General features: G+C 55.6%; 17 protein-coding genes and 1 pseudogene. 3 read left to right on the top strand and 15 right to left on the bottom strand.

The features are described from left to right. Positions 1 to 133 precede the first annotated feature (133 nt). From DDT56_RS02395 to DDT56_RS02360, 8 genes are all read right to left on the bottom strand, one after another. Complete coding sequence (locus tag DDT56_RS02395; RefSeq protein ID WP_136164918.1) at positions 134 to 1681, bottom strand: Fic family protein; 1548 nt, start codon at positions 1679 to 1681, stop codon at positions 134 to 136. Between the two features lie 234 nt (positions 1682 to 1915). Then, entirely contained in the window at positions 1916 to 2938 is a 1023-nt protein-coding gene (locus DDT56_RS02390) for an ROK family protein (protein WP_136164917.1), read from the bottom strand. Between the two features lie 211 nt (positions 2939 to 3149). Continuing rightward, positions 3150 to 3572, bottom strand: a complete 423-nt coding sequence (locus DDT56_RS02385) for an aconitase X swivel domain-containing protein (protein ID WP_136164916.1) — start codon at positions 3570 to 3572, stop codon at positions 3150 to 3152. A gap of 1 nt (position 3573) precedes the next feature. Continuing rightward, the gene (locus DDT56_RS02380; protein ID WP_136164915.1) at positions 3574 to 4809 is read right to left on the bottom strand and encodes an aconitase X; all 1236 of its coding nucleotides are present in this window, start codon (positions 4807 to 4809) and stop codon (positions 3574 to 3576) included. A 36-nt stretch (positions 4810 to 4845) separates the two neighbouring features. After that, positions 4846 to 5607 carry a GntR family transcriptional regulator gene (locus DDT56_RS02375; protein WP_168197558.1) on the bottom strand — a complete coding sequence of 254 codons (762 nt, stop codon included), beginning with the start codon at positions 5605 to 5607 and terminating at the stop codon, positions 4846 to 4848. A gap of 77 nt (positions 5608 to 5684) precedes the next feature. Further along, positions 5685 to 6707, bottom strand: coding sequence for an ABC transporter substrate-binding protein (locus DDT56_RS02370; protein WP_136165117.1), 1023 nt, complete (start codon positions 6705 to 6707; stop codon positions 5685 to 5687). Between the two features lie 202 nt (positions 6708 to 6909). Beyond that, positions 6910 to 7830 carry an oxidoreductase gene (locus DDT56_RS02365; RefSeq protein WP_246856714.1) on the bottom strand — a complete coding sequence of 307 codons (921 nt, stop codon included), beginning with the start codon at positions 7828 to 7830 and terminating at the stop codon, positions 6910 to 6912. 195 nt (positions 7831 to 8025) lie between these two features. Continuing rightward, positions 8026 to 9240, bottom strand: a complete 1215-nt coding sequence (locus DDT56_RS02360; RefSeq protein ID WP_210416959.1) for an MFS transporter — start codon at positions 9238 to 9240, stop codon at positions 8026 to 8028. A 245-nt stretch (positions 9241 to 9485) separates the two neighbouring features. Between DDT56_RS02360 and DDT56_RS02355 the strand changes: the two genes are divergently transcribed. Then, the gene (locus tag DDT56_RS02355) at positions 9486 to 9836 is read left to right on the top strand and encodes an ArsR/SmtB family transcription factor (RefSeq protein WP_210416958.1); all 351 of its coding nucleotides are present in this window, start codon (positions 9486 to 9488) and stop codon (positions 9834 to 9836) included. Positions 9837 to 9865: 29 nt separating this feature from the next. On the opposite strand, the gene DDT56_RS02350 is transcribed toward DDT56_RS02355, so the two are convergent. From DDT56_RS02350 to DDT56_RS02330, 5 genes and pseudogenes are all read right to left on the bottom strand, one after another. Next, the gene (locus DDT56_RS02350; protein WP_246856703.1) at positions 9866 to 11278 is read right to left on the bottom strand and encodes a sensor histidine kinase; all 1413 of its coding nucleotides are present in this window, start codon (positions 11276 to 11278) and stop codon (positions 9866 to 9868) included. A gap of 81 nt (positions 11279 to 11359) precedes the next feature. After that, positions 11360 to 12037: a response regulator transcription factor gene (locus tag DDT56_RS02345; RefSeq protein WP_136164912.1), complete on the bottom strand. Its 678-nt coding sequence runs from the start codon at positions 12035 to 12037 to the stop codon at positions 11360 to 11362. 13 nt (positions 12038 to 12050) lie between these two features. Further along, the gene (locus DDT56_RS02340) at positions 12051 to 12866 is read right to left on the bottom strand and encodes a MipA/OmpV family protein (protein ID WP_168197557.1); all 816 of its coding nucleotides are present in this window, start codon (positions 12864 to 12866) and stop codon (positions 12051 to 12053) included. A 129-nt stretch (positions 12867 to 12995) separates the two neighbouring features. Next, a pseudogene (locus tag DDT56_RS02335) lies at positions 12996 to 13157 on the bottom strand (SDR family oxidoreductase); the annotation flags it as partial. Positions 13158 to 13190: 33 nt separating this feature from the next. Continuing rightward, positions 13191 to 14111, bottom strand: a complete 921-nt coding sequence (locus DDT56_RS02330) for an AraC family transcriptional regulator (RefSeq protein ID WP_136164910.1) — start codon at positions 14109 to 14111, stop codon at positions 13191 to 13193. 192 nt (positions 14112 to 14303) lie between these two features. On the opposite strand from DDT56_RS02330, the gene DDT56_RS02325 reads away from it, so the two are divergent. Continuing rightward, entirely contained in the window at positions 14304 to 14702 is a 399-nt protein-coding gene (locus DDT56_RS02325) for a VOC family protein (RefSeq protein ID WP_136164909.1), read from the top strand. Then, entirely contained in the window at positions 14699 to 15682 is a 984-nt protein-coding gene (locus DDT56_RS02320; protein ID WP_136164908.1) for a saccharopine dehydrogenase family protein, read from the top strand. The genes DDT56_RS02325 and DDT56_RS02320 overlap by 4 nt, the downstream gene beginning before the upstream one ends. A gap of 103 nt (positions 15683 to 15785) precedes the next feature. On the opposite strand, the gene DDT56_RS24720 is transcribed toward DDT56_RS02320, so the two are convergent. Both DDT56_RS24720 and dcuC read right to left on the bottom strand, forming a co-directional pair. Further along, on the bottom strand, positions 15786 to 16691 hold the full coding sequence (locus tag DDT56_RS24720; protein WP_136164907.1) for a hypothetical protein: 906 nt from the start codon (positions 16689 to 16691) through the stop codon (positions 15786 to 15788). Continuing rightward, positions 16688 to 18058 (bottom strand): C4-dicarboxylate transporter DcuC, encoded by a 1371-nt coding sequence (gene dcuC / locus DDT56_RS02310; RefSeq protein WP_136164906.1) that lies wholly within the window; start codon positions 18056 to 18058, stop codon positions 16688 to 16690. The genes DDT56_RS24720 and dcuC overlap by 4 nt, the downstream gene beginning before the upstream one ends. Positions 18059 to 18078 lie beyond the last annotated feature (20 nt).

Below are 18078 nucleotides of genomic sequence, written 5' to 3'. Positions count from 1 at the left end.
CGGCCCCCTACGGGCCGTCGCAGGCGACGTTTAAAATCGCTCCCGGCGATTTTTTATGCCGGGCTTCCCGCACGGCCCGTTATCCTGATGGCCGCCGCAATGGCGCATGGCGTTGGCGAAGCGCGCCCTGCGCTCAATGCCCGATGGACCCGGAGTCATCACTATCCTCAAACGCCGATTGCACGGCCTCCACGACGCGAAGCGCCGTACGTTCATCCTCCAGGCGCGGATACTCGGTCCTCAGCTTGCCGGACACCTGCCAGCCATTTTCCTTGATTGAGCGAATGATCCGGTTAGCATCCTGACTTGGCATCTCCATGACTTCCTTGAGACGCTCTTGCGCGAGTTGAAAAGTCGCCAACACCCTTGCCTCATCGGCCATCTCATGGCGGATCGTGTGTTCAATCACGCGCGCGGTGTACAGCACGTGCTCGGTCAGATCCGGATAACGCCAGGCGAAACACGCGTCGTTATAATCGTCGAAAATGAAATTGCTGCGGGTGCCATCCTCACAGGTCACTACCTCTCCGAAGCGATAAGCCGTCGCATAGCGACGCATAAAGGGACGCGAAAACACTTCAAGCGTGCGATCGTAGCCCGCCCGAAAGTCGATAGAACTGGTGATGGTGGCCGACACCGGCAGAATGACGCCGTCAGGTACCGCCCCATCTCGCACCAGGATGTCGTTGATCAGGAAACGGTGGAGCCGGCCGTTGCCATCACTCATCGGATGAATGTAGACAAAAGCAAAAGCCAATACCGCAGCGCGTGCCGCAGACTCTGCTCCGCGCGTCGCGACCTCAAATACCTTGAGCCCTTCCAGCATACGCGCGACGTCCTCAAAGTGAGGAGCGATGTAATGTACAATATCTTCACGCATGGTGGCCTGCCCCACGAAGACAGGCGAGCGCCGCAGGCCCAATCCCAGGGCATCCCGTCCCAGAATGCCGGCTTGCAAGATCCGCAGGCTATTGCTGCCCAACGGGTCTTCAATACGTCCGCTGTACTGGGCAATGACATGCGCAAACCGCTGGATGCGGTCGGTTTGGTCGGCCTCTTTTTCGATCAGGAAGCTCGCGCGGGACTCCTTGAACGTCAGCCAGCTAGCCGTGCGCATCAGCACGTCGGCGCCAAACGTTCGATCGAGTTCGGCCAGCGCCGCGGCAAAATCAAAACGCAGCGCCTCCTGAACCACGGCGGTGCGACGAACCAGGGGGCAGAAAGCGGCGGTTCCCGGCAGATTATTATTGATCCGCCAGCGGCGCTCGCGCAGCGGTTCGCCCCGGGTGAGATAGTCCTGCGAGGAGATGGCATCGACATACCTGCCGTTGGTCAGGTCGGGCACGTCCAGCCGTTCTCCCGTCAGCCACTCGTACAGGAAACCGGCACGGCGTGCGTACTGGCCGAAAGGCTCGCGTCGGCACCAGCCCGCGACAGGATCAGGGCCGACGACCGCAAACAGGCGAGCAAAGAACTCTAAGTGGATCTCTTCGTACTTGAGCCCGAACTCGAAATGCCCCGCAAAGTCATCCGCCGGCCTGTAACTGGCCGGATACTGGTTCTCTACGCGACCGCCTTCGTCGCGGCGCACGCGCACCGCCCCAATCGTCGACTCGACGCGCAGCGGCTGTGCCAGCTCGACGCCGTAAAGACGTTCTAACACCTTGAAGCCAACCTGCATATAACAAGAATCCTTTATCCAGACCGCGAATATGATACTAAAACAACAAAACAACTTGAAAACGATACCACTTAAGTAACTAAAACGCTATCTCACCCTCAATTTTGCTACCAAATGCAGGTTTTTTGGCGAAAATGATACCTGGCAGCCAGCAAGCGGGATAGACGGATAAACGTTGCGACCTCATCATTCCACGAAGCGCATGATAAAAAAGCCGGCATCCTTATCGGTGCGTCAGGTGATAATCCTGTCGGTTATGGCGTCCGAGCTTATCTGCACCAGGCCGACCATGCCGTAGTTGTAGCCGGCCTTGATATGATGAATACGGATGATGTTTATATGGCGGTTCGGGTTATCGATAATCAGCCGTTGCGTTAACGGAATAATCTCTTCGCCGTAGTCTTCGAAGAGTTCGCCGGTAACGATTACGCACTTGATATTATGGATGGGCGCGGTACAGCAGATGGCGAAATATAACGCATCCGCCGTTTTCATCAGGGTCGCTGCTCTATTGCGCTCATCGACGAAAAACGCCTGCTCGATGCCCCCCGGATAGGGTAAGTGCACGATCTCGGGATAAAATCCGTTATCGCCCAGCCCCAGCCGGCCATTAATGCAGTAGCCGTATCCCAGGCTGCCGAACCCCGGCATAAAGGCAATCCATGACGCCGATCCGGGACGGGTCTTTTCGAGCATGTAGCTTGTACAGTGCGCGATATTGATAATATTGGTCTGAATGCCGATCTTCTCTTCGAGCAGCGCTTGCAGATTAATATTTTCCTCGTTAAATATCGGGCACCAGCGCACCAGCCCCGTGTGTTGCTCAATACCGCCTTGCAATGCCAGGCTGAAGGTCAAAATATTTTCACGCGTCGCCGGCGCTTGTTCCGTCAGCGTATCGATCGTCTCCATGATGATGTCGCCCAATTGAGCGGGCGAGAGCAATCCCGTCAATGGGCGAGTGCAGGCTGCCAGGGCCGGCCGGGTGGTATTAAAGTCGTTTAGCGTGGCCTGCAATCCCGACTGACGCAGCATCATATTGACGCTGAAGAAGCGGCCGGGCGTGACGGCCAGCATTTGCTGCGGCCTGCCAAAGGAAATATCCTTTATTTCACGTTCTTCAATTAAACCCGATTGAATCAAAGAGGCGGTGATTTTCGTGATATACGCCTTGGTGATGCCAAGCTTTTTAGTCATTTCCGCCCGGGACTCGGATGTGCTGTGCAGTATATTCAGTACCTGTTTCTTGTAATCCATGCCTTGCCCCGGTATCAGCCAGTTTCAGTGAGCGATTTTATCACCAAATAACCCGCCCCCCTATTTGATAACCCGCATTGCCGCGTCGCTGTCGGCAATGGCCGCGGCCTGGCATGTCGTTGGCGAAAAAACAGCGATCGTGCACGCATAGCCACAACCCCACATCAAACTGTGCCGTTGTCAGAGATCACAATCTACGAAATGGAAAGCGTTACCGGCGGTTGTTGATAACGGTAATGGCGCGCCTTTGCGGATCGACGCGGACCCAGTCCCCCGTCGTCAGCACGGCGGCGGGATTAATATCCCACCCTTCGGTAATGGTGATATCGGCAAAGATCGCACCCTGCACCATTACCGGATTGGTGACGCCAAAGATCAACGCTCTGGGCGCAAATCCCTTTGCCTTGATGTCATAAAATGCCCACCCTGCGGCAATGCCGCCCTTGGCGCTGGGGAAAAAGAGGATCTTGTCACGGATGTTCATTCCTTCAAGCGCATGTCCCGGCCGGCTTATCACTCCGCTCCAGCGATCCAAGTCGTAACGCGGACTAAACCCCTCTGCGGAAATCAGTACTTCACCCTCAACAACCCGTCCATAGGCGCGATTAACGCTAATTACGTTCACCCGCTTCATCTCAAACGCCCTCGGTGGCAATATCGACGCACTCCCTGGTGCGGCGCAAAATGGAATTAAACTTATGTGCCCTGATGATATTGGCCAGCTTGGCCGAGTTGGTGACAATATTGTGCCAGCCGTTTTGTTCACGCATTTGCGGCAGATTTTGCAGAATATAAAAGCATACGCCCTCCATAATCAGCACGCCGGCCTCTTCCAGCGTTTGCAGATAGCCTAGTTGGTCCGCATGGCTTCTGACGCCGTTGCTGGTGGTAATAAACACCTGGGTGTCCGCCCTTACCCGTCGGCCGCGAAATAATTCAGCCAGATATTTCATCTCGTGCACAGACAACTGCGGAGCGGAAAAAACCACCAGATTCAGCGCCCGACCGCCGTCGTCATAGCTGTCGTAGACTCGCTCGATGTGCTGGCGGGTGATGCGCATCGTCTGCGCCGTCCGGTTGCCGCCAAATGCTTCATCAACGGTTCTGGCCTCCGGCGTAACGCCGACGATGTGGTACATGCCCATCGATCCGTACGACGCCAGCGACGCCCCCAGATGCTTAAGCTCATCCGATGAAATCTGGCGCTGAATGCCAGTGAAGACCGGAACGCTGAAATAATTCTGGTTCGCTTCACCCACCAGTTTGCCGATGACGCCCCAGTCGGCCAGGTCCTGCGGCGCAAAATCTATCTGCACATGCAAGTTTCCCTTGCGGTGCGCATCAAGATGAAAACCGTATTCCGCCGTCCGTCCGGTAAGCGCCGCCGCCAGAGCGGCGGGCCCGGCCTCAAAATTACTGCGGGCGCCAAGCACCGAGTTGGCGTAAATCACGGTGCCGGTATCGCCCCAGGCGATATGTTCCCCGAAATGAGGCTGATATATCGTTTGATAATTGATACAGGTATCGACGGTTGTGATTTCCATATCTCGCAGCAGGCGGATCACCTGCGTCTCTTTGGCGACTTCACGCGGATCCTGACGCAGCCGATCGGCCAAACGGAAATCCACGCAACGGGCATTGGTGGATGTCGGACAGATGGCTTTTGCCGCGCCCGCCGCCGCCAGTTCCAGAAAGTTTTTCCCGGCATCGCCCAGCACTTCGATATCACCCATCATATGTACATTCGACACGGCGACAAAACGCCGCGCGCCCCAGAACTCGCCAATCGCCCGCTGCAACTTCAGCGCATCCTGCAAAACCGGGCCTCTTTCACCATTCAGCATGGCCTGTTCATCAAGGGTTAATTCCATAACGAGCTTCTCCCTGTGTAATATCAATAGCGATTTTCAACGTTGCCGAATCCGTGCCAACCGCATCGTTGAGGCGGTCATCCCGCTGACCTGCCACACAAACTCGTACTCTTCCGGACGGATAAGAAACTGGGTACGTTCAGCGATGCGGTTATCGGCCAGGCCGGAGGTGCGATACATCGATAGCAAGGGCGTGCCTGGCTTCAATTCCAGCAGCGTCGCGTGCGCATGACTGGCCTGCGTCAGGCTGATGCTGATGTCGGCATACTCAATGGGTTGATGCAGAATTTCCGTGAATATCGAATAAATAGTATGGGTTGACGCCTGTTGGCGTTCGACAACATGGGCAATGGGATGCAGATAAGCATTGATCAATGCCAGAGGCTTATCATCAACGCGGTACAACCGTTGCAGGAAAATCGCCCGATCGCCCGGCCAGTCGAGGTCTTTAACCCAGGCCCGCGGCAATATTCGGGGCCCGAACTCCAGCATTTCCGTTTCAGGATCGACACCCGCCAGCACCAGCTCATCGTAAAAACCCCGTAACGCATTCATCTTATGACGCAACCGCGGCCGAACAAGGAACGAACCACGGCCCCGGTGCCTTTCCACCAGCCCGTCCTGCACCAGCAGATCCAGCGCCTGGCGAATGGTTACCCGGCTGACGGCAAAACGGTCAATCAGTTTTGCCTCCGAAGGGAGACGCCCTGTCGCGCTATAGCAGCCATCGGCAATTTCGCGTTGCAACACGGCGGCGATTTGCTCATACATCGGACAGGTATTTCCCTGGAATGGCATAGCGGCGAATCTCTTCATCATTGTGTGGCGACAAAACGGCGATATGGTACAAATGGCGTTAACACTTAAATCGATAATCAGCTACCGTTTCTGTCGTGGATTTCAGGAAAAAAGTAATCACGCCAGGATTCAGGCTTATGTTTTATCTGCCCTACCCGGTGTAAAAACTGCAACAGCTTCAACGAGTTTTCTGGCACCACGGTAAAAGTCACGCTGGGATCTTCAACCACGTCCTCAACCAGCGCGAGAGACAGGCGGGAACCGGTACCGCGCAGATAGGCCGCCGCGGCCGCTTTACGATCGGCGTTGATAATCGCCGCCGCATCCTCCAGCGCATGCAGAAAAGCCATATAGGTTTTAGGATTTTCATCATGAAATTTCTGCGTGCTCATTACTACGATGCCGGTCTGCGGACCGCCAAATATCTCATATGAATCAACAACCTTATGAACATTTGGGTATTTCAGCGCTTCGTTCTGAAAGGGCGCGTTAGCGAAATGCGCGCTGATCTCCGAACCGCCGGCTATCAGCGCGGCGGAAGCATCCGGATGCGGTAAGGATACGGTTAAATGATCGAATCGTTTAAACTCCTTATCCCCGTACAATTGCGCCGCGGCGTATTGCAGCGTGCGAGACTGCTGGGACACGAATACCGCAGGGACGGCTACCCGGTCTTTATCGCTGAAATCGGACAGGCTTTTTATCTGTGGATTGTTCGTTAAAAGAGTATTTGGCATCGAACCAAGCGCGGCTATCGCCTTAACGCCCTGTTTACCATATGTTCTATCCCACATGGTAAACATCGGCGCCAACCCTACCGATCCCACGTCAACGGCACCGGACAACAAGGCATTATTGACCGCGGCCCCGCCGGCAAGCTGCACCCACTCGACGTCGATTTTCAAACCTTGCGCCTCGCCACGCTTCTCTATCAGCCGTTGATCCTTAGCGACATGCAGCATCAGTTCATTAATGCCAAATTGATAAGCAATACGAATCCGGCCTTCGGCCCATGTCAGAGAAGCCGACAACAATAGTGACGCACCTGTTATCAGCAAAATGAAATGCTTGATCAATCTGATAGGGGTGAAGTTTCTCATATGCCTGCTCGTATGGAAGCCAATGGATGCACTGACAATAATCGAGAGGCAACCGAGGTGGGAAATACCTTTTTCACCTAATCTTATTAAGGGCTTTAAGACATTTCGCCGCCATTCAGCCAAGTTGTATCATGAGGATTTATTTACCGGCCTGCTCCGCGGCAAGCAAACAGCGCAACTGCCGCATTGCCGGTGGCGCTCTTCAGAACAACGCCCGATCGAGAACCGCGGCATCATAGCCCCTCAGTTCGCTGAAACGCCCTTGCCGCACCTTGGCCGCCCAGTCGGGATCGGATAATAAGGCCCGCCCAACGGCGATCAGGTCGAAATCGCCCGCCTTTATCCGCTCGACCACGCCTTGCAAATCCGCCGGCGTTGACGACGACGCGCCGACGTCATCGCCGATATCAGCCTGCAATCCGACGCTGCCCACGGCAATCGCCGGCTTACCGGTGAGTTTTTGCGCCCAGCCGGCCAGCCCCAGCGGCGAGCCGGCGAAAGCCGGTTCCCGGAAACGCCGCGTGCTGGCATGAAAAACATCGACGCCGGCGGCGGCGAGCGGCCTTAGAATGCGCCCCAGTTCCTCGGGCGTTTCGGCGATCCTCGCCTGGTAGTCGCGGCGCTTGAACTGCGAAAAACGCAGCAAGACGGGAAAATCCGCGCTGACCGCCCGCCGCACCGCCTGAACCACCTGCAAAGTGAAACGCAAGCGGTTCTCCAGAGAACCGCCATAGGCATCGTCCCGCGTATTGCTGCCCGCCCATAGAAAGGTATCGAGCAGGAACTCATGGGCGGCATGGATTTCCACCCCGTTAAACCCCAACGCCTCCGCCTGTCCGGCCGCCCAAGCGTAGGAAGCCGCCACGGCCGCGATCTCCTCTTCGGTCATCGCCTTTACCAGCAGCCGTCCGTCCTCGTCGCGAATATCCACCGGTCCGTAGCCCGGAACGCCCGGATCATGCGGCATACCTGGCCGACGCGCCGACCCGCAATGCCAGAGCTGCGGAATAATACGGCCGCCCGCGCCATGCACGCCCTCGACCACGCGACGCCAGCCTGCCAGAGCGGAATGACCGAAAAAATCCGGTCCGTGCGGGAAAGCGTTGGCGCCCGGATGATCGATAAAGGCGCCTTCGGTAATAATAAGCCCGACGCCCCCCTCGGCGCGACGCCCTTCGACGTGGCCTTCGCCTGGCCGGCGCGCAGCGTGGCCGATCCGGCGATACAGTGGCTGCGACGGCAGTTGGAGGAAACCGCCATGGCGCTACGCCAGCAGTGTCAGAAGAGCCATCAGCGAAACGCCATCACCCACCAGTAATCAGGATCGGTCATCGCTACTTTGCGCCAAAAGGCGTACGTCTCCAAGACTGTTAAAGATAAAGAAACCGCCGACGCCGGCGGCCAGACTCAGGATTAGCGCGAACAGAGCCGCGCCGTTGGTCAATCCGAACAGGTCGATGGCGTAGCCGGCGGCGACGGGCAGCAGACAAGCCGGCAGGTATCCGCCGATATTCAGCACCGCATTCGCTTCAGCGCGACGCCCATCAGCGACGTACAGTCCGATTAACGTTAGCCCGCCCAACTGCCCTAATCCCTGCCCTACTCCCGCGAACAGCGCGGCCAGTATCAGCACAGCGGCAAGCGAAGCCTGCACGGCGAGGGTCAGGCTCGCCATGGCGGCTATCGTCGCCAGCGTGCTCGCCAGAAAAATCGACCGTACCTTCCATTGGCGCACCATAAACTGTACCCCCGTCGCCGTGAGAAACATGGCGCAGGCCATGCCCCCCGCGACCATCGGGCTGCTGACATCCAGCAAGCGGGATAACAATGACGGCCCCAGCGCCAGCATAAAGGATGTCGCGGTAATTCCCGGACCGAAGGTGCCGACGCCGTAGAGCAGATGGCGCCGATTATCAGCGGGAACCGTCGGCAGGCGCAGCCGTAAGGGTTTCCTCTCCTGGGGCGGCGCGGCACGCAGCGGCAGTAAAAACAGGATGATTAGCGCACTGAGCAGAATGACGAACTCCACGCCAAAAATCGGCATAATGGACGACGTTTGCCATTGCGCTATCGTTCCGGCCAGCAGCGGACCCAGACCTGCGCCCAGCACCATCGATACCGACGCCAGCAACGCGGCCTGCCGTCTGCGCTCAACGCCTCCCAGCTCCCCGACCGCCGCCATTCCCGCCGATACCACCGTTCCGACGGCAACCCCGGACAATAAACGGGCTATTGCCAAAAACGTCACCGACTGCGCGACGGAGAACAGGGCGCAGGCTATCAGCGCAGCCAGCAAACCGGGGATCAGCATCATTTTTCGCCCGTAGCGATCGGATAGCTGCCCCGCTATCAGCAAGGTGCCCAGCAGGCCGGCAATGTAGCAAGCGAATATCACCGCCAGCGTGCCGGTAGAAAAATTGAGCGATTGCTGCCAGTGCACATAAAGCGGCGTGGGCGAGTTCGACAATATAAATACCGCCGTGACCACCCATGCGGCGCTCGCCATCAGCGCCGGCGAGGTACGAGCCGTCATTGCTTGCCTCCTTGCCGTGGTATGAAATGACCAAGATGCCGGGGAGCGAATACAGACTCCCTGACCGTTGCCCCGGCGGAATTCACCGCTGAGGGGGCCAGATCGCGCTGAGCGATGACGACTAAAATAGGAGAAAAAGACATAGCCTTATCCTGTACGAGTTTTTTCGAAATATAGCATGTTCGAAAAAATTCGTACAAGTGGTATGATGTACCTTACTTATTCACCAACCCTATCGTGTCATGATGAAAATAGACCAACCAAACGATCTGCCGCCGCCGTTGCCGGAACCCGCAACCAAGGATTTAAAGCTGGAAACGCTGTTTGCCGCACTGGCCGATCCGTTACGCCTGACCATCATCCACAAACTGATGCTGGAGTCGGACGCCTATGACCATCCCTGCGGCTGGTTCGGTTTCAATCGCCCAAAATCGACGTTGACCCATCATTTCAAAACGCTGCGCGAAGCGGGTTTGATCCGCCAACGCCAGTATGGATTGGAGCGACGTAGCCGGTTGCGCCGGGAAGATATCGAAGCACGTTTTCCCGGCCTGCTGACTTTGATCGAGCATTGGCCGTTGCCCGACGATCGGTAGAAAAAACGCCGGCGAGATTCAGAGCTGAGTCAGTTTCGCTTAGTGTGGGGAGGCAAACGAATGATGACCTCTACACCCCTGGCAAGGTTTTGTAGCGTGATTTTCCAGTGATGCGCGTTGGCGATTTCTTTGCAGATAGCCAGCCCCAGTCCGCTATCTTCAGCCGAGGCATTCGGCCCGCGCCAAAAACGATCGAACAGGAAAGGCAAATCGTCCGGGCGAATACCCGGTCCGCTATCCTGAATGCGGAAGACGCTTTCAGTCACGGTAATAATAACGGCGCCGTTTGGCGGAGAGACATTGATGGCGTTATCAATGATATTTTTCAATAAAATAAACAAAGCGCTTTTATCCGCATCAACCCTGGACAAGGGCTCTGCCGCACGGACGGTTAATTCAACCTTGCGGCGCTCTGCTTTCTGACGCAGATAGTCGATCGCTTCCTGAATGACCGCGAGCCTGTCGGTCCTGGTAAAATGATAATTTTGCGATTCGCTCAATTCCGCCAGTTGCAAAAGTTGCCTTACCTGTCTTGCCATAAAGTCAATATCACGCAACAACAGCACCTTATCGTTAATATCCGGATGGAGTTCTATTTGCGCGCGCAGCAGAGTGAGAGGCGTCTTCAACTCATGCGCCGCGGCCCCTAAAAATTCCTGCTGCGCGATAAATCCTTTCTCTAATCGTTCGAGCACGTCATTGAATGCAACGATTAATGGTTTGATTTCGTTTGGTATAGCTTTGCCGTCTAACCGTGTCCGCAGGTTAGCGGGGGTGATTGACATCGCCGCCTGCGAAGCGCTTTTCAGCGGTCGAAGTACCCACCTTATGGTAAATGGGAACGTTAGCCCAAAACCGATAACAGCGATCAAAATAGTCACCCCGATGATTTTCGGAATAGGCTTCAGTTTAAGATCCACCGCCACTTCACCGAAGGCGTTGCTGGTTACGGTTTGAACATAGAATAAACGATCACCGCGGCTTAACTTCAGCGTAAAAAGATCATAAAACTGATGGTTGAGCATGATCTGCTGGTGAACGCCCACCGAATCACTCAGTGATTTATTACCCCAGGCGAGAACCTGTTCTGCGTTGGAAGCGAGGAGTATATTTTCGCGTTCATCCACTACGCGATACATTATCTCCGTCGGGGCGACATCAAATAACCAGTCCGTCCGGCTATCCAATTTTACCGCCGCCGGCTGCCCGCTTTGATCAAATTGCAGCCCGGAAACGACGCTCTCAGCGGTCCGCTGATTGTCGTCCATTTGCCACAGTTCAAGTGGCGATTGACTGAATACGTACAGAACGATCATGGTGATAGCGACCAGGCTGACCGACAAAACCACAATACTGACCAGCCATAGCCTGAAGGACAGGCTGCGGGTAAAGTCGTTGAAGATTTTTTTAGGTGCCCTACGCGCCATCATTTCCTGTTCCATAATCATTGGCCGGATTGTTGCGCGAGGATTGGCACATTCAGCGGCGTTTCAAGACGGTTTTCGCTCCCCTATCTCAGAGATTCAGATCAGACTACGCAGGGCAAAACCGACTCCGCGGATATTCACTATTTTCGCCATAATGCCGGCGCCGTCCATTTTCTTACGCAATCGGTAAACCGCCACTTCCAGGGCATTCGGCGTCACCGCATCCGCCACGCCCCACGCGGCGTGCTCCAGCGCGGCATGGCGTACAATTTGTCCTCTTGCCTTTAATAAAGCCAGCATGATTTGCAATTCCGTCGGCGCCAACAACACCGCTTCATTATCACAGCGCAGCATCTGGTCCTGCGGATCAAGGGTCATATTGGCGAAAGCCAACGTCAATGGGGTCGTTTCAGTTGGACGCCGCATCAGAGAACGGACTCGCGCCACCAGCTCACTTACGGCAAACGGTTTAGTCACATAGTCGTCGGCGCCGCTTTCCAGACCGTCGATGCGATCGTGCAACGCATCGCGCGCGGTCACCATAAGGCAAGGGGTCATGTGCCCCGAAGCACGATAATTTCTTAGAAAAGTCAAACCGTCGCCATCAGGCAAACCCCGATCGATAATCAGCACGTCATAGCTGGCCTGTACCAGGCCATATTTTGCCTGTGACAGGGAAGCGAAAATGTCCGTTTCTATTCCCACTTTTGATAAGGCCGACCCGATCATTTCAGCGAGACGGCGGTTATCCTCAATCAGCGCAACGCGTGGCATAGATTTACCCAATTCAAAATTGATAGAGGTAACCCAATGTAATCTTTGGAACTGTGGAACTATCCACCAACGGACTGTCTTTAATCCCGCTTCCTAAACGCGTCACCCCGGCATCCAGGTGTAAACGTTGATGTTCAGTGAGGGCATAACCGATGCGTACCCCGGCGGACAGATTGTATGTTGATTCCCCCTCATAGGCGCGCCGGCCCGGCCGGGCTTCCGCATCCCTTACTCCATAGTAGTATTCAACATATTTGCCGTTAAGCCATGCCGCTCTGGCATAGGGAGCCAGCGTTACCTTGCCGTAATCGAATTGTTTAGTGAAACCGATCAATGCTCTCTGCCCTTTATTGCCGGCCGTCAGATAATTGGCATACAGGGTGCCGAGATCCGTGCGCCATGCCGCGGAAGGACCGCCCCAAAATCCACCGCGCCGTTTCTGCATGCCGTCCAGGATGTCGGCATCAGACTCTTCATACCCCTCACCCAACGCATACTCGCCATGCAACGCCAGCTCTACGTTACCCCAATTGCCTACTTTAACGTCGAGATTATTGCCGTACAAACTTAGCCATTTATTTTCAAAATAGACCAGGGGAAAGAGACTCACCTCCGAGCCGTACCCTTTGTAGGGCGGCTTTTGGTAACTGACTCCGCCGCCGAGTCCCCACTTTGTCACGTTGGGCGTATCGCTCAACCAGCTAAAACCTGACTCACTGGCCGCACGTCCGGAAACAGGTTCAGTCGCGGCATGCAATAAAGCTGAATGGCAAAAAGCCAGGACGAGGAAGACGCCCCGGGGACAAAGGTGTCTGAAAGCATGTTTCACAGTGATTCCTTAACATTCGTGGTAAATCAGGAATTCATGTTATGGCTTACCGACTTACCACAAACTTACCGCGGCGAAACAGGTGGCGTCCGTTGTAGGGTCACCATGAAGTGGCTTTCTGGTTGAATTTCAGATCTGCGACGCACCGCCGTCGACGAACAGTTCGACGCCATTGATATAGCCGGCGGCATCGCTGGCAATGAACGCCACCGTCCGCGCAATATCCTCCGGTACGCCGATACGGCCGACGGTGCTTTTGTCGAGCAGGAAAGCCAGGGCGACGGGGCGCGCGTTGGATGCCGAATTCGCGTCTACCGGCGCGTCTTATTCAGGGTCTTTGTGAGGCGGGGCAAGCTGATTGTTTCCTCTGCTGCGTTTAATACGACGGAGATCCACTGACGGAGGCAGGCCAAACAGTCGCGCATATTCCCGGCTGAACTGGGTATGGCTTTGATAGCCGACGGACAGGGCGATGGTGGTGATATTTCCGCTCCCGGCCGCCAGTTTCGTCCGCGCCTGCATCAAGCGGATGCGTTTCTGATACTGCAGCGGGCTGAGCGCGGTAATGGCGCGAAAGTGGCGATGAAACGCCGAGACGCTCAGCGCGGCCATCTCTGCCAGTTCCTCAATCCTCACCGTCTGCATATAGTTCTGTTTTATCCAGTTGACCACGGCGTAAATGCGCGACAAATGGGTGTCCGGCGTGGCGATATCCCGCAGCATCCAGCCGAGCGGCCCCTGAAGGACGCGGAACAGGATTTCCCGTTCATAGGCGGGAGCCAGCGCGGCGATTTCATCCGGCTTATTCATCAAACGCAACATGCGCAGCCAGGCATCAAGCAATTCCGGCGTTACCGGGGCCACGGAAAACCCGACGTTGTAAAGTGACGGGGAACCGGTTTCAGGCAAGCCGGACAGCAGGTCGGCGATAATTTCCGGCGCCGGCGTCAGGCTGACGGCAAGATAGGGGGCGCCGGTCTGCGCATCGGCGTAAATTTTACCGACCGCCGGTAAATCCACCGACATGACGAAATAGGTCGCCGGGTTGTAGCGGTATGTTCTGTCTCCCACCGTCATGCTTTTCGATCCGGTCAGGATCAGGTTAATCATCGGTTCATAAACGGCGGACAGCCGATGTTCAGGAATTTCTCCCTGAACCATCGCCACGCGCGGGATACCCGTTTCAGTACGCTGATTCCCGGCTCCGGAAGCCAGAACGCGCAATTCTTGCAGCTGATTTTCCATGGCCGATTATTAGCATGGCCGGCAGAGGCTAACAAGAGAAAAGCAGAATCAGGCAACTTTCGAAGAGGATCGCATGAGACGCGGCAAACGGCAGTGCCTATCCTTTAGGTCTGCCCAGCCAATCCTGGAACTCCGTATGCGTAGCGTTCCGATTACCGCAGGCGGTTACAGGATCTGAAAAGAGGAACCACCATGCTTGACCATATCTTTCTGACGGTGAGCGATATCGATCGCGCCATTGCATTCTATTCTCAGGCGCTGACTCCGCTTGGGATTACCGACCGTCTTAAATACGACGGCGGCAATGGCCCCGCCGGACATCCGGATCTGGAGGGCTTCGGCGCCGATGGGAGGATGTTTTTCTGGCTGAGAAAAGGGCTGCCTGCTCCCGGTGCCGTACATATCGGGTTCGCGGCGGACGCTCGGCAGAAGGTAAACCAGGCTTATCACGCCGCGCTCGCCGCCGGCGCCACGTCCATTCATGTTCCCGGTCCACAGCTTCATTATGACCCTGAGTATTACGCCGCACAGGTTACCGACCCGGACGGATACAGCCTTGAATTTGTCTATAAGCGCTGGCAGCACCGATGAAAAAATTAATGATTTATGGCGCCAGCGGTTACACCGGGCGGCTGATAACGTCCTGCCTGGCGCCCATGGGGCTGAATGCGATCATCGCCGGGCGCAATGAAGCGAAGGTGGCGCCCCTCGCGGCGCAATATGCCATGCCGTTCAGGATATTTGACCTGGATAACAGCGACGCCATCGACCGCGCCCTGACGGACGTTTCCGTCCTGTTGAACTGCGCAGGCCCCTTTCTTGCTACCGCGCGCCCGTTGATGACGGCCGCGCTGCGTAACGGCGTTCACTACCTGGACACCGCGGCCGAGCCCGATAGCTACCTGCTTGCAGAGCAGGTGGCGCAGAAAGCCAGTGAAACCGGCGTAATGTTGCTGCCCGGCTGCGGCGGCAGCGTCGCCATGCTGGGCTGCCTCACGGCGTATGCCGTCGAAAGGATCGCCGTGCCCGCACAAATTCTTATCGCCCTGCATGTGTCGGGGATGATGTCACGCGGCTCCGCATTAAGCGCGGCGGGAAGCATCAGCCAGGAAACGCTAAAGCGTTACGGCGGTCATCTTGTCGCCCGCAAACCTGACGAGTGCCGCAGCTTTAATTTTGGCCAGGGCGCGGTGTCCTGTTTTCCTGTCACGCTGCCGGACCTCATCACCCTCTGGCGCCAGACGGCAGCCCCGGATATTGAAACCTTCGTGCATATTTCCGGTAATACCTTTCCTGCCGGAGAGATATCCACGATGCCCGAAGGGCCGGACGAGGCAGAGAGAAAGCGACATCGTTATCAGGCTTCCGTCACGGTCACCGCCGAAGATGGCGCGCAGTCTCAGGCAATCCTTGATACCGTGAATGGCTATACTTTCACGGCAATGGCGGCGGCTGAAGCGGCGCGACGGGTTCAGAACGGAGATGTTCGACCCGGTTTTCAGACTCCCGCGGGCCTATTCGGCAAAACCTTTGCGGAAGCGATCGCGGATACCACAATCACCGTTTTTTAATGTCTCCCGACCCGGCTTTGCCGATATCCCTATTCGGCGCGGCAGAAAAATACGCCGCCCTGCCATCGGCGGGGCGGCGCACAGATAGTTTCTAATAATTCCGCTATGGCCGCACCTTGAACTCGCCATGCCGTTCAAACCAGGCAAACTGTTCAGCGCCGTAGGCCGACATCTCGCTTCCGCTGTGGCCGACATCCGGCAGCACAGTAAATTGCCAGTTAAAATCGACTTTATAGCGTGTAGCCTTCTGCCGGGCCGTGAGATAATAGGTTTGCGCCCGCTCAAGCCGGTTATCGCCCTGCGCCATCGCCTGATAAGAGCGCCGCAGCAATGGATGATACGGGTCGTTATCCTTCGCGCCTACCGTGATCAATACCGGTTTGGCAAAATAGTCCGCCAGCTGTTTCTGCGTCACCTTAACCGGCGCGTGATCTAAACCGTAGGGCCAGGGATTTTCAACGTCAGGCAGGGTCCACCAGCCCGCGGCGGCGCAAATTGCGGCTTTTACTTTCGCCTCCGGCACAAACGTCAGCATCCGATGGACAAACTGGCAGCCCGCGCTGTTACCGAACAGGTAATAGGTTTTCTGTTGGGTAATTCCCTGTTTTTGCATATCGGCAAACAGCCGGTCAATAACGCTGAACGCCCACGTTTCCCTGGGATTGAGGGTATTCGTCTGTTTATTTTGCATATTCCCCATATTGTAGCCGTCAACCCCGGGATAATCGGCGGCTGAGAACAGTGGCGCGATAATAATCAACTTATTTTTTCTGGCGTTCTCAATCCAAGAATCGCGATATTCGGCGGCATTACGATTTAAGCCGGTGAGGACAAATACCACCGGCGTATTTTTATCTGCGCCTTCAGGCTGATAGCTAAACACCTCCATTTTTTTTCCATTCTGTGGGTTTTCAACGCTGAAACTGCCGCTTTCCACCGGTAGTTCCACGCCGTAAGCGGCATGCATCGTCAGGGTCAGCAAGATAATCCAGCCGGATCTAATTTTCATGTAAGAAGACCATTAAGCGTTAACATCATTACCATGCCGCCAAGCGCGGGAATAAGCGTTCTGCGGACAATCATAAACGGAGAACATTCCCCGGCTTTACTGACGGCAATAATCACCCCGGCAACGGGCGAGATGGACCGCCCCATTCCGGCCATCAGTTGCATCGGCAGAATCATATTTACCGCGTTTTCACCGAATTTGGCGGCGATGCCGGGCGCAAGACCTGAAAAGGAGAAAAATGCAGCGACGCCAGATCCCGTCAGGGCGGCCGTGACGCCGACCAAAATCGCCATGACCACGGTCATACTGCCAAAACCGAATCCCGCGGTCTGCACCGTATGGATAATAAAATCCACCGCGCCGATAATTTGTAAACCCTGTGCAAAAACATCGGCACACACCAGCAGGGATACGATGCTGGCAAACATCGACCCCATGCCTTTGAAAAAGACCTGAATGCCTTTACACGCCGCTTTGAAATCCCGCTTCAATAAGAGTTCGCAACAAAACGCCAGCAGGGTGCCGATTATCATCGCGGTGACGACGTCAACCTTTATGGTACTGACCACCAGCGGGCTGAAGACAATAACCAGCACAACCGGAAATACCGGCAGAAAAGCGTAAAACGCCGGAACCCTGGCCGCGTCTTCATTTTTTGTCTCCTCGTGATATTCCTGAACCACCACGTGCCCGTCTTTCGCATCAAAATAACGCGCGGTGAAAAACGTCAGTATCGCGACGGTCAGCATAACGCCGATAGCCACCGGCAGCTGATAATGGGCAAAATACACCGCGGTTTCCATACCGGCGTGCTTTGCCGCCAGATTGGCCGTCCCCACCGCCGGGCCGAGATCCATAAACGCGGACATGCCAATCATTGACGCCGCGGCCGCCTTACTGACCCCTAATCGCACCAGCACCGGGAAAAAAGTGACCAGCAGCAGCATGGCAAGCCCCGCCGCACTGGATATCGCGACATGAAGTAATTGGGATAAGATGTACCCGATTGCGAGGATGACGTAGGGAGCCTTTATCATCTGCAAGGGTTTGATACACATATCGACCATTGAATTAGAGGCTTTGATATGATCCATATAGTCGGCAAACCCGCCCGCCGCCATAATAATCAAACCAATTCCCGCCACCTGCGTTGTTAAAGACTCTTTGACAAACGCAAATATATCGCCGCCAACCCAGCCAATGGATTTCGCCTTGCCGTACAATATCGATTGTTCAGGAAAAACAATTACCGTAATTAACAACAGACTTAATCCCGCCAAAAGCAGAACGGTTTGCGGCTGATAGTTTTTTATAATGAAAAAAGCCGCAAATAGCGTCACTATCATCCCGATGATAAATCCAGCCATGATATCCCCCTTTATACCCC

Source organism: Brenneria corticis (assembly GCF_003115855.1).
GTDB lineage: Bacteria > Pseudomonadota > Gammaproteobacteria > Enterobacterales > Enterobacteriaceae > Brenneria > Brenneria corticis.
This window is presented reverse-complemented; position numbering and strand designations above follow the sequence as displayed.

Coding starts and splice junctions, on each gene's coding strand:
- DDT56_RS02395 (WP_136164918.1), bottom strand. CDS start 1,681: ATGCAGGTTGGCTTCAAGGTGTTAGAACGTCTTTACGGCGTCGAGCTG.
- DDT56_RS02390 (WP_136164917.1), bottom strand. CDS start 2,938: ATGGATTACAAGAAACAGGTACTGAATATACTGCACAGCACATCCGAG.
- DDT56_RS02385 (WP_136164916.1), bottom strand. CDS start 3,572: ATGAAGCGGGTGAACGTAATTAGCGTTAATCGCGCCTATGGACGGGTT.
- DDT56_RS02380 (WP_136164915.1), bottom strand. CDS start 4,809: ATGGAATTAACCCTTGATGAACAGGCCATGCTGAATGGTGAAAGAGGC.
- DDT56_RS02375 (WP_168197558.1), bottom strand. CDS start 5,607: ATGCCATTCCAGGGAAATACCTGTCCGATGTATGAGCAAATCGCCGCC.
- DDT56_RS02370 (WP_136165117.1), bottom strand. CDS start 6,707: ATGAGAAACTTCACCCCTATCAGATTGATCAAGCATTTCATTTTGCTG.
- DDT56_RS02360 (WP_210416959.1), bottom strand. CDS start 9,240: ATGACGGCTCGTACCTCGCCGGCGCTGATGGCGAGCGCCGCATGGGTG.
- DDT56_RS02355 (WP_210416958.1), top strand. CDS start 9,486: ATGAAAATAGACCAACCAAACGATCTGCCGCCGCCGTTGCCGGAACCC.
- DDT56_RS02350 (WP_246856703.1), bottom strand. CDS start 11,278: ATGGAACAGGAAATGATGGCGCGTAGGGCACCTAAAAAAATCTTCAAC.
- DDT56_RS02345 (WP_136164912.1), bottom strand. CDS start 12,037: ATGCCACGCGTTGCGCTGATTGAGGATAACCGCCGTCTCGCTGAAATG.
- DDT56_RS02330 (WP_136164910.1), bottom strand. CDS start 14,111: ATGGAAAATCAGCTGCAAGAATTGCGCGTTCTGGCTTCCGGAGCCGGG.
- DDT56_RS02325 (WP_136164909.1), top strand. CDS start 14,304: ATGCTTGACCATATCTTTCTGACGGTGAGCGATATCGATCGCGCCATT.
- DDT56_RS02320 (WP_136164908.1), top strand. CDS start 14,699: ATGAAAAAATTAATGATTTATGGCGCCAGCGGTTACACCGGGCGGCTG.
- DDT56_RS24720 (WP_136164907.1), bottom strand. CDS start 16,691: ATGAAAATTAGATCCGGCTGGATTATCTTGCTGACCCTGACGATGCAT.
- dcuC (WP_136164906.1), bottom strand. CDS start 18,058: ATGGCTGGATTTATCATCGGGATGATAGTGACGCTATTTGCGGCTTTT.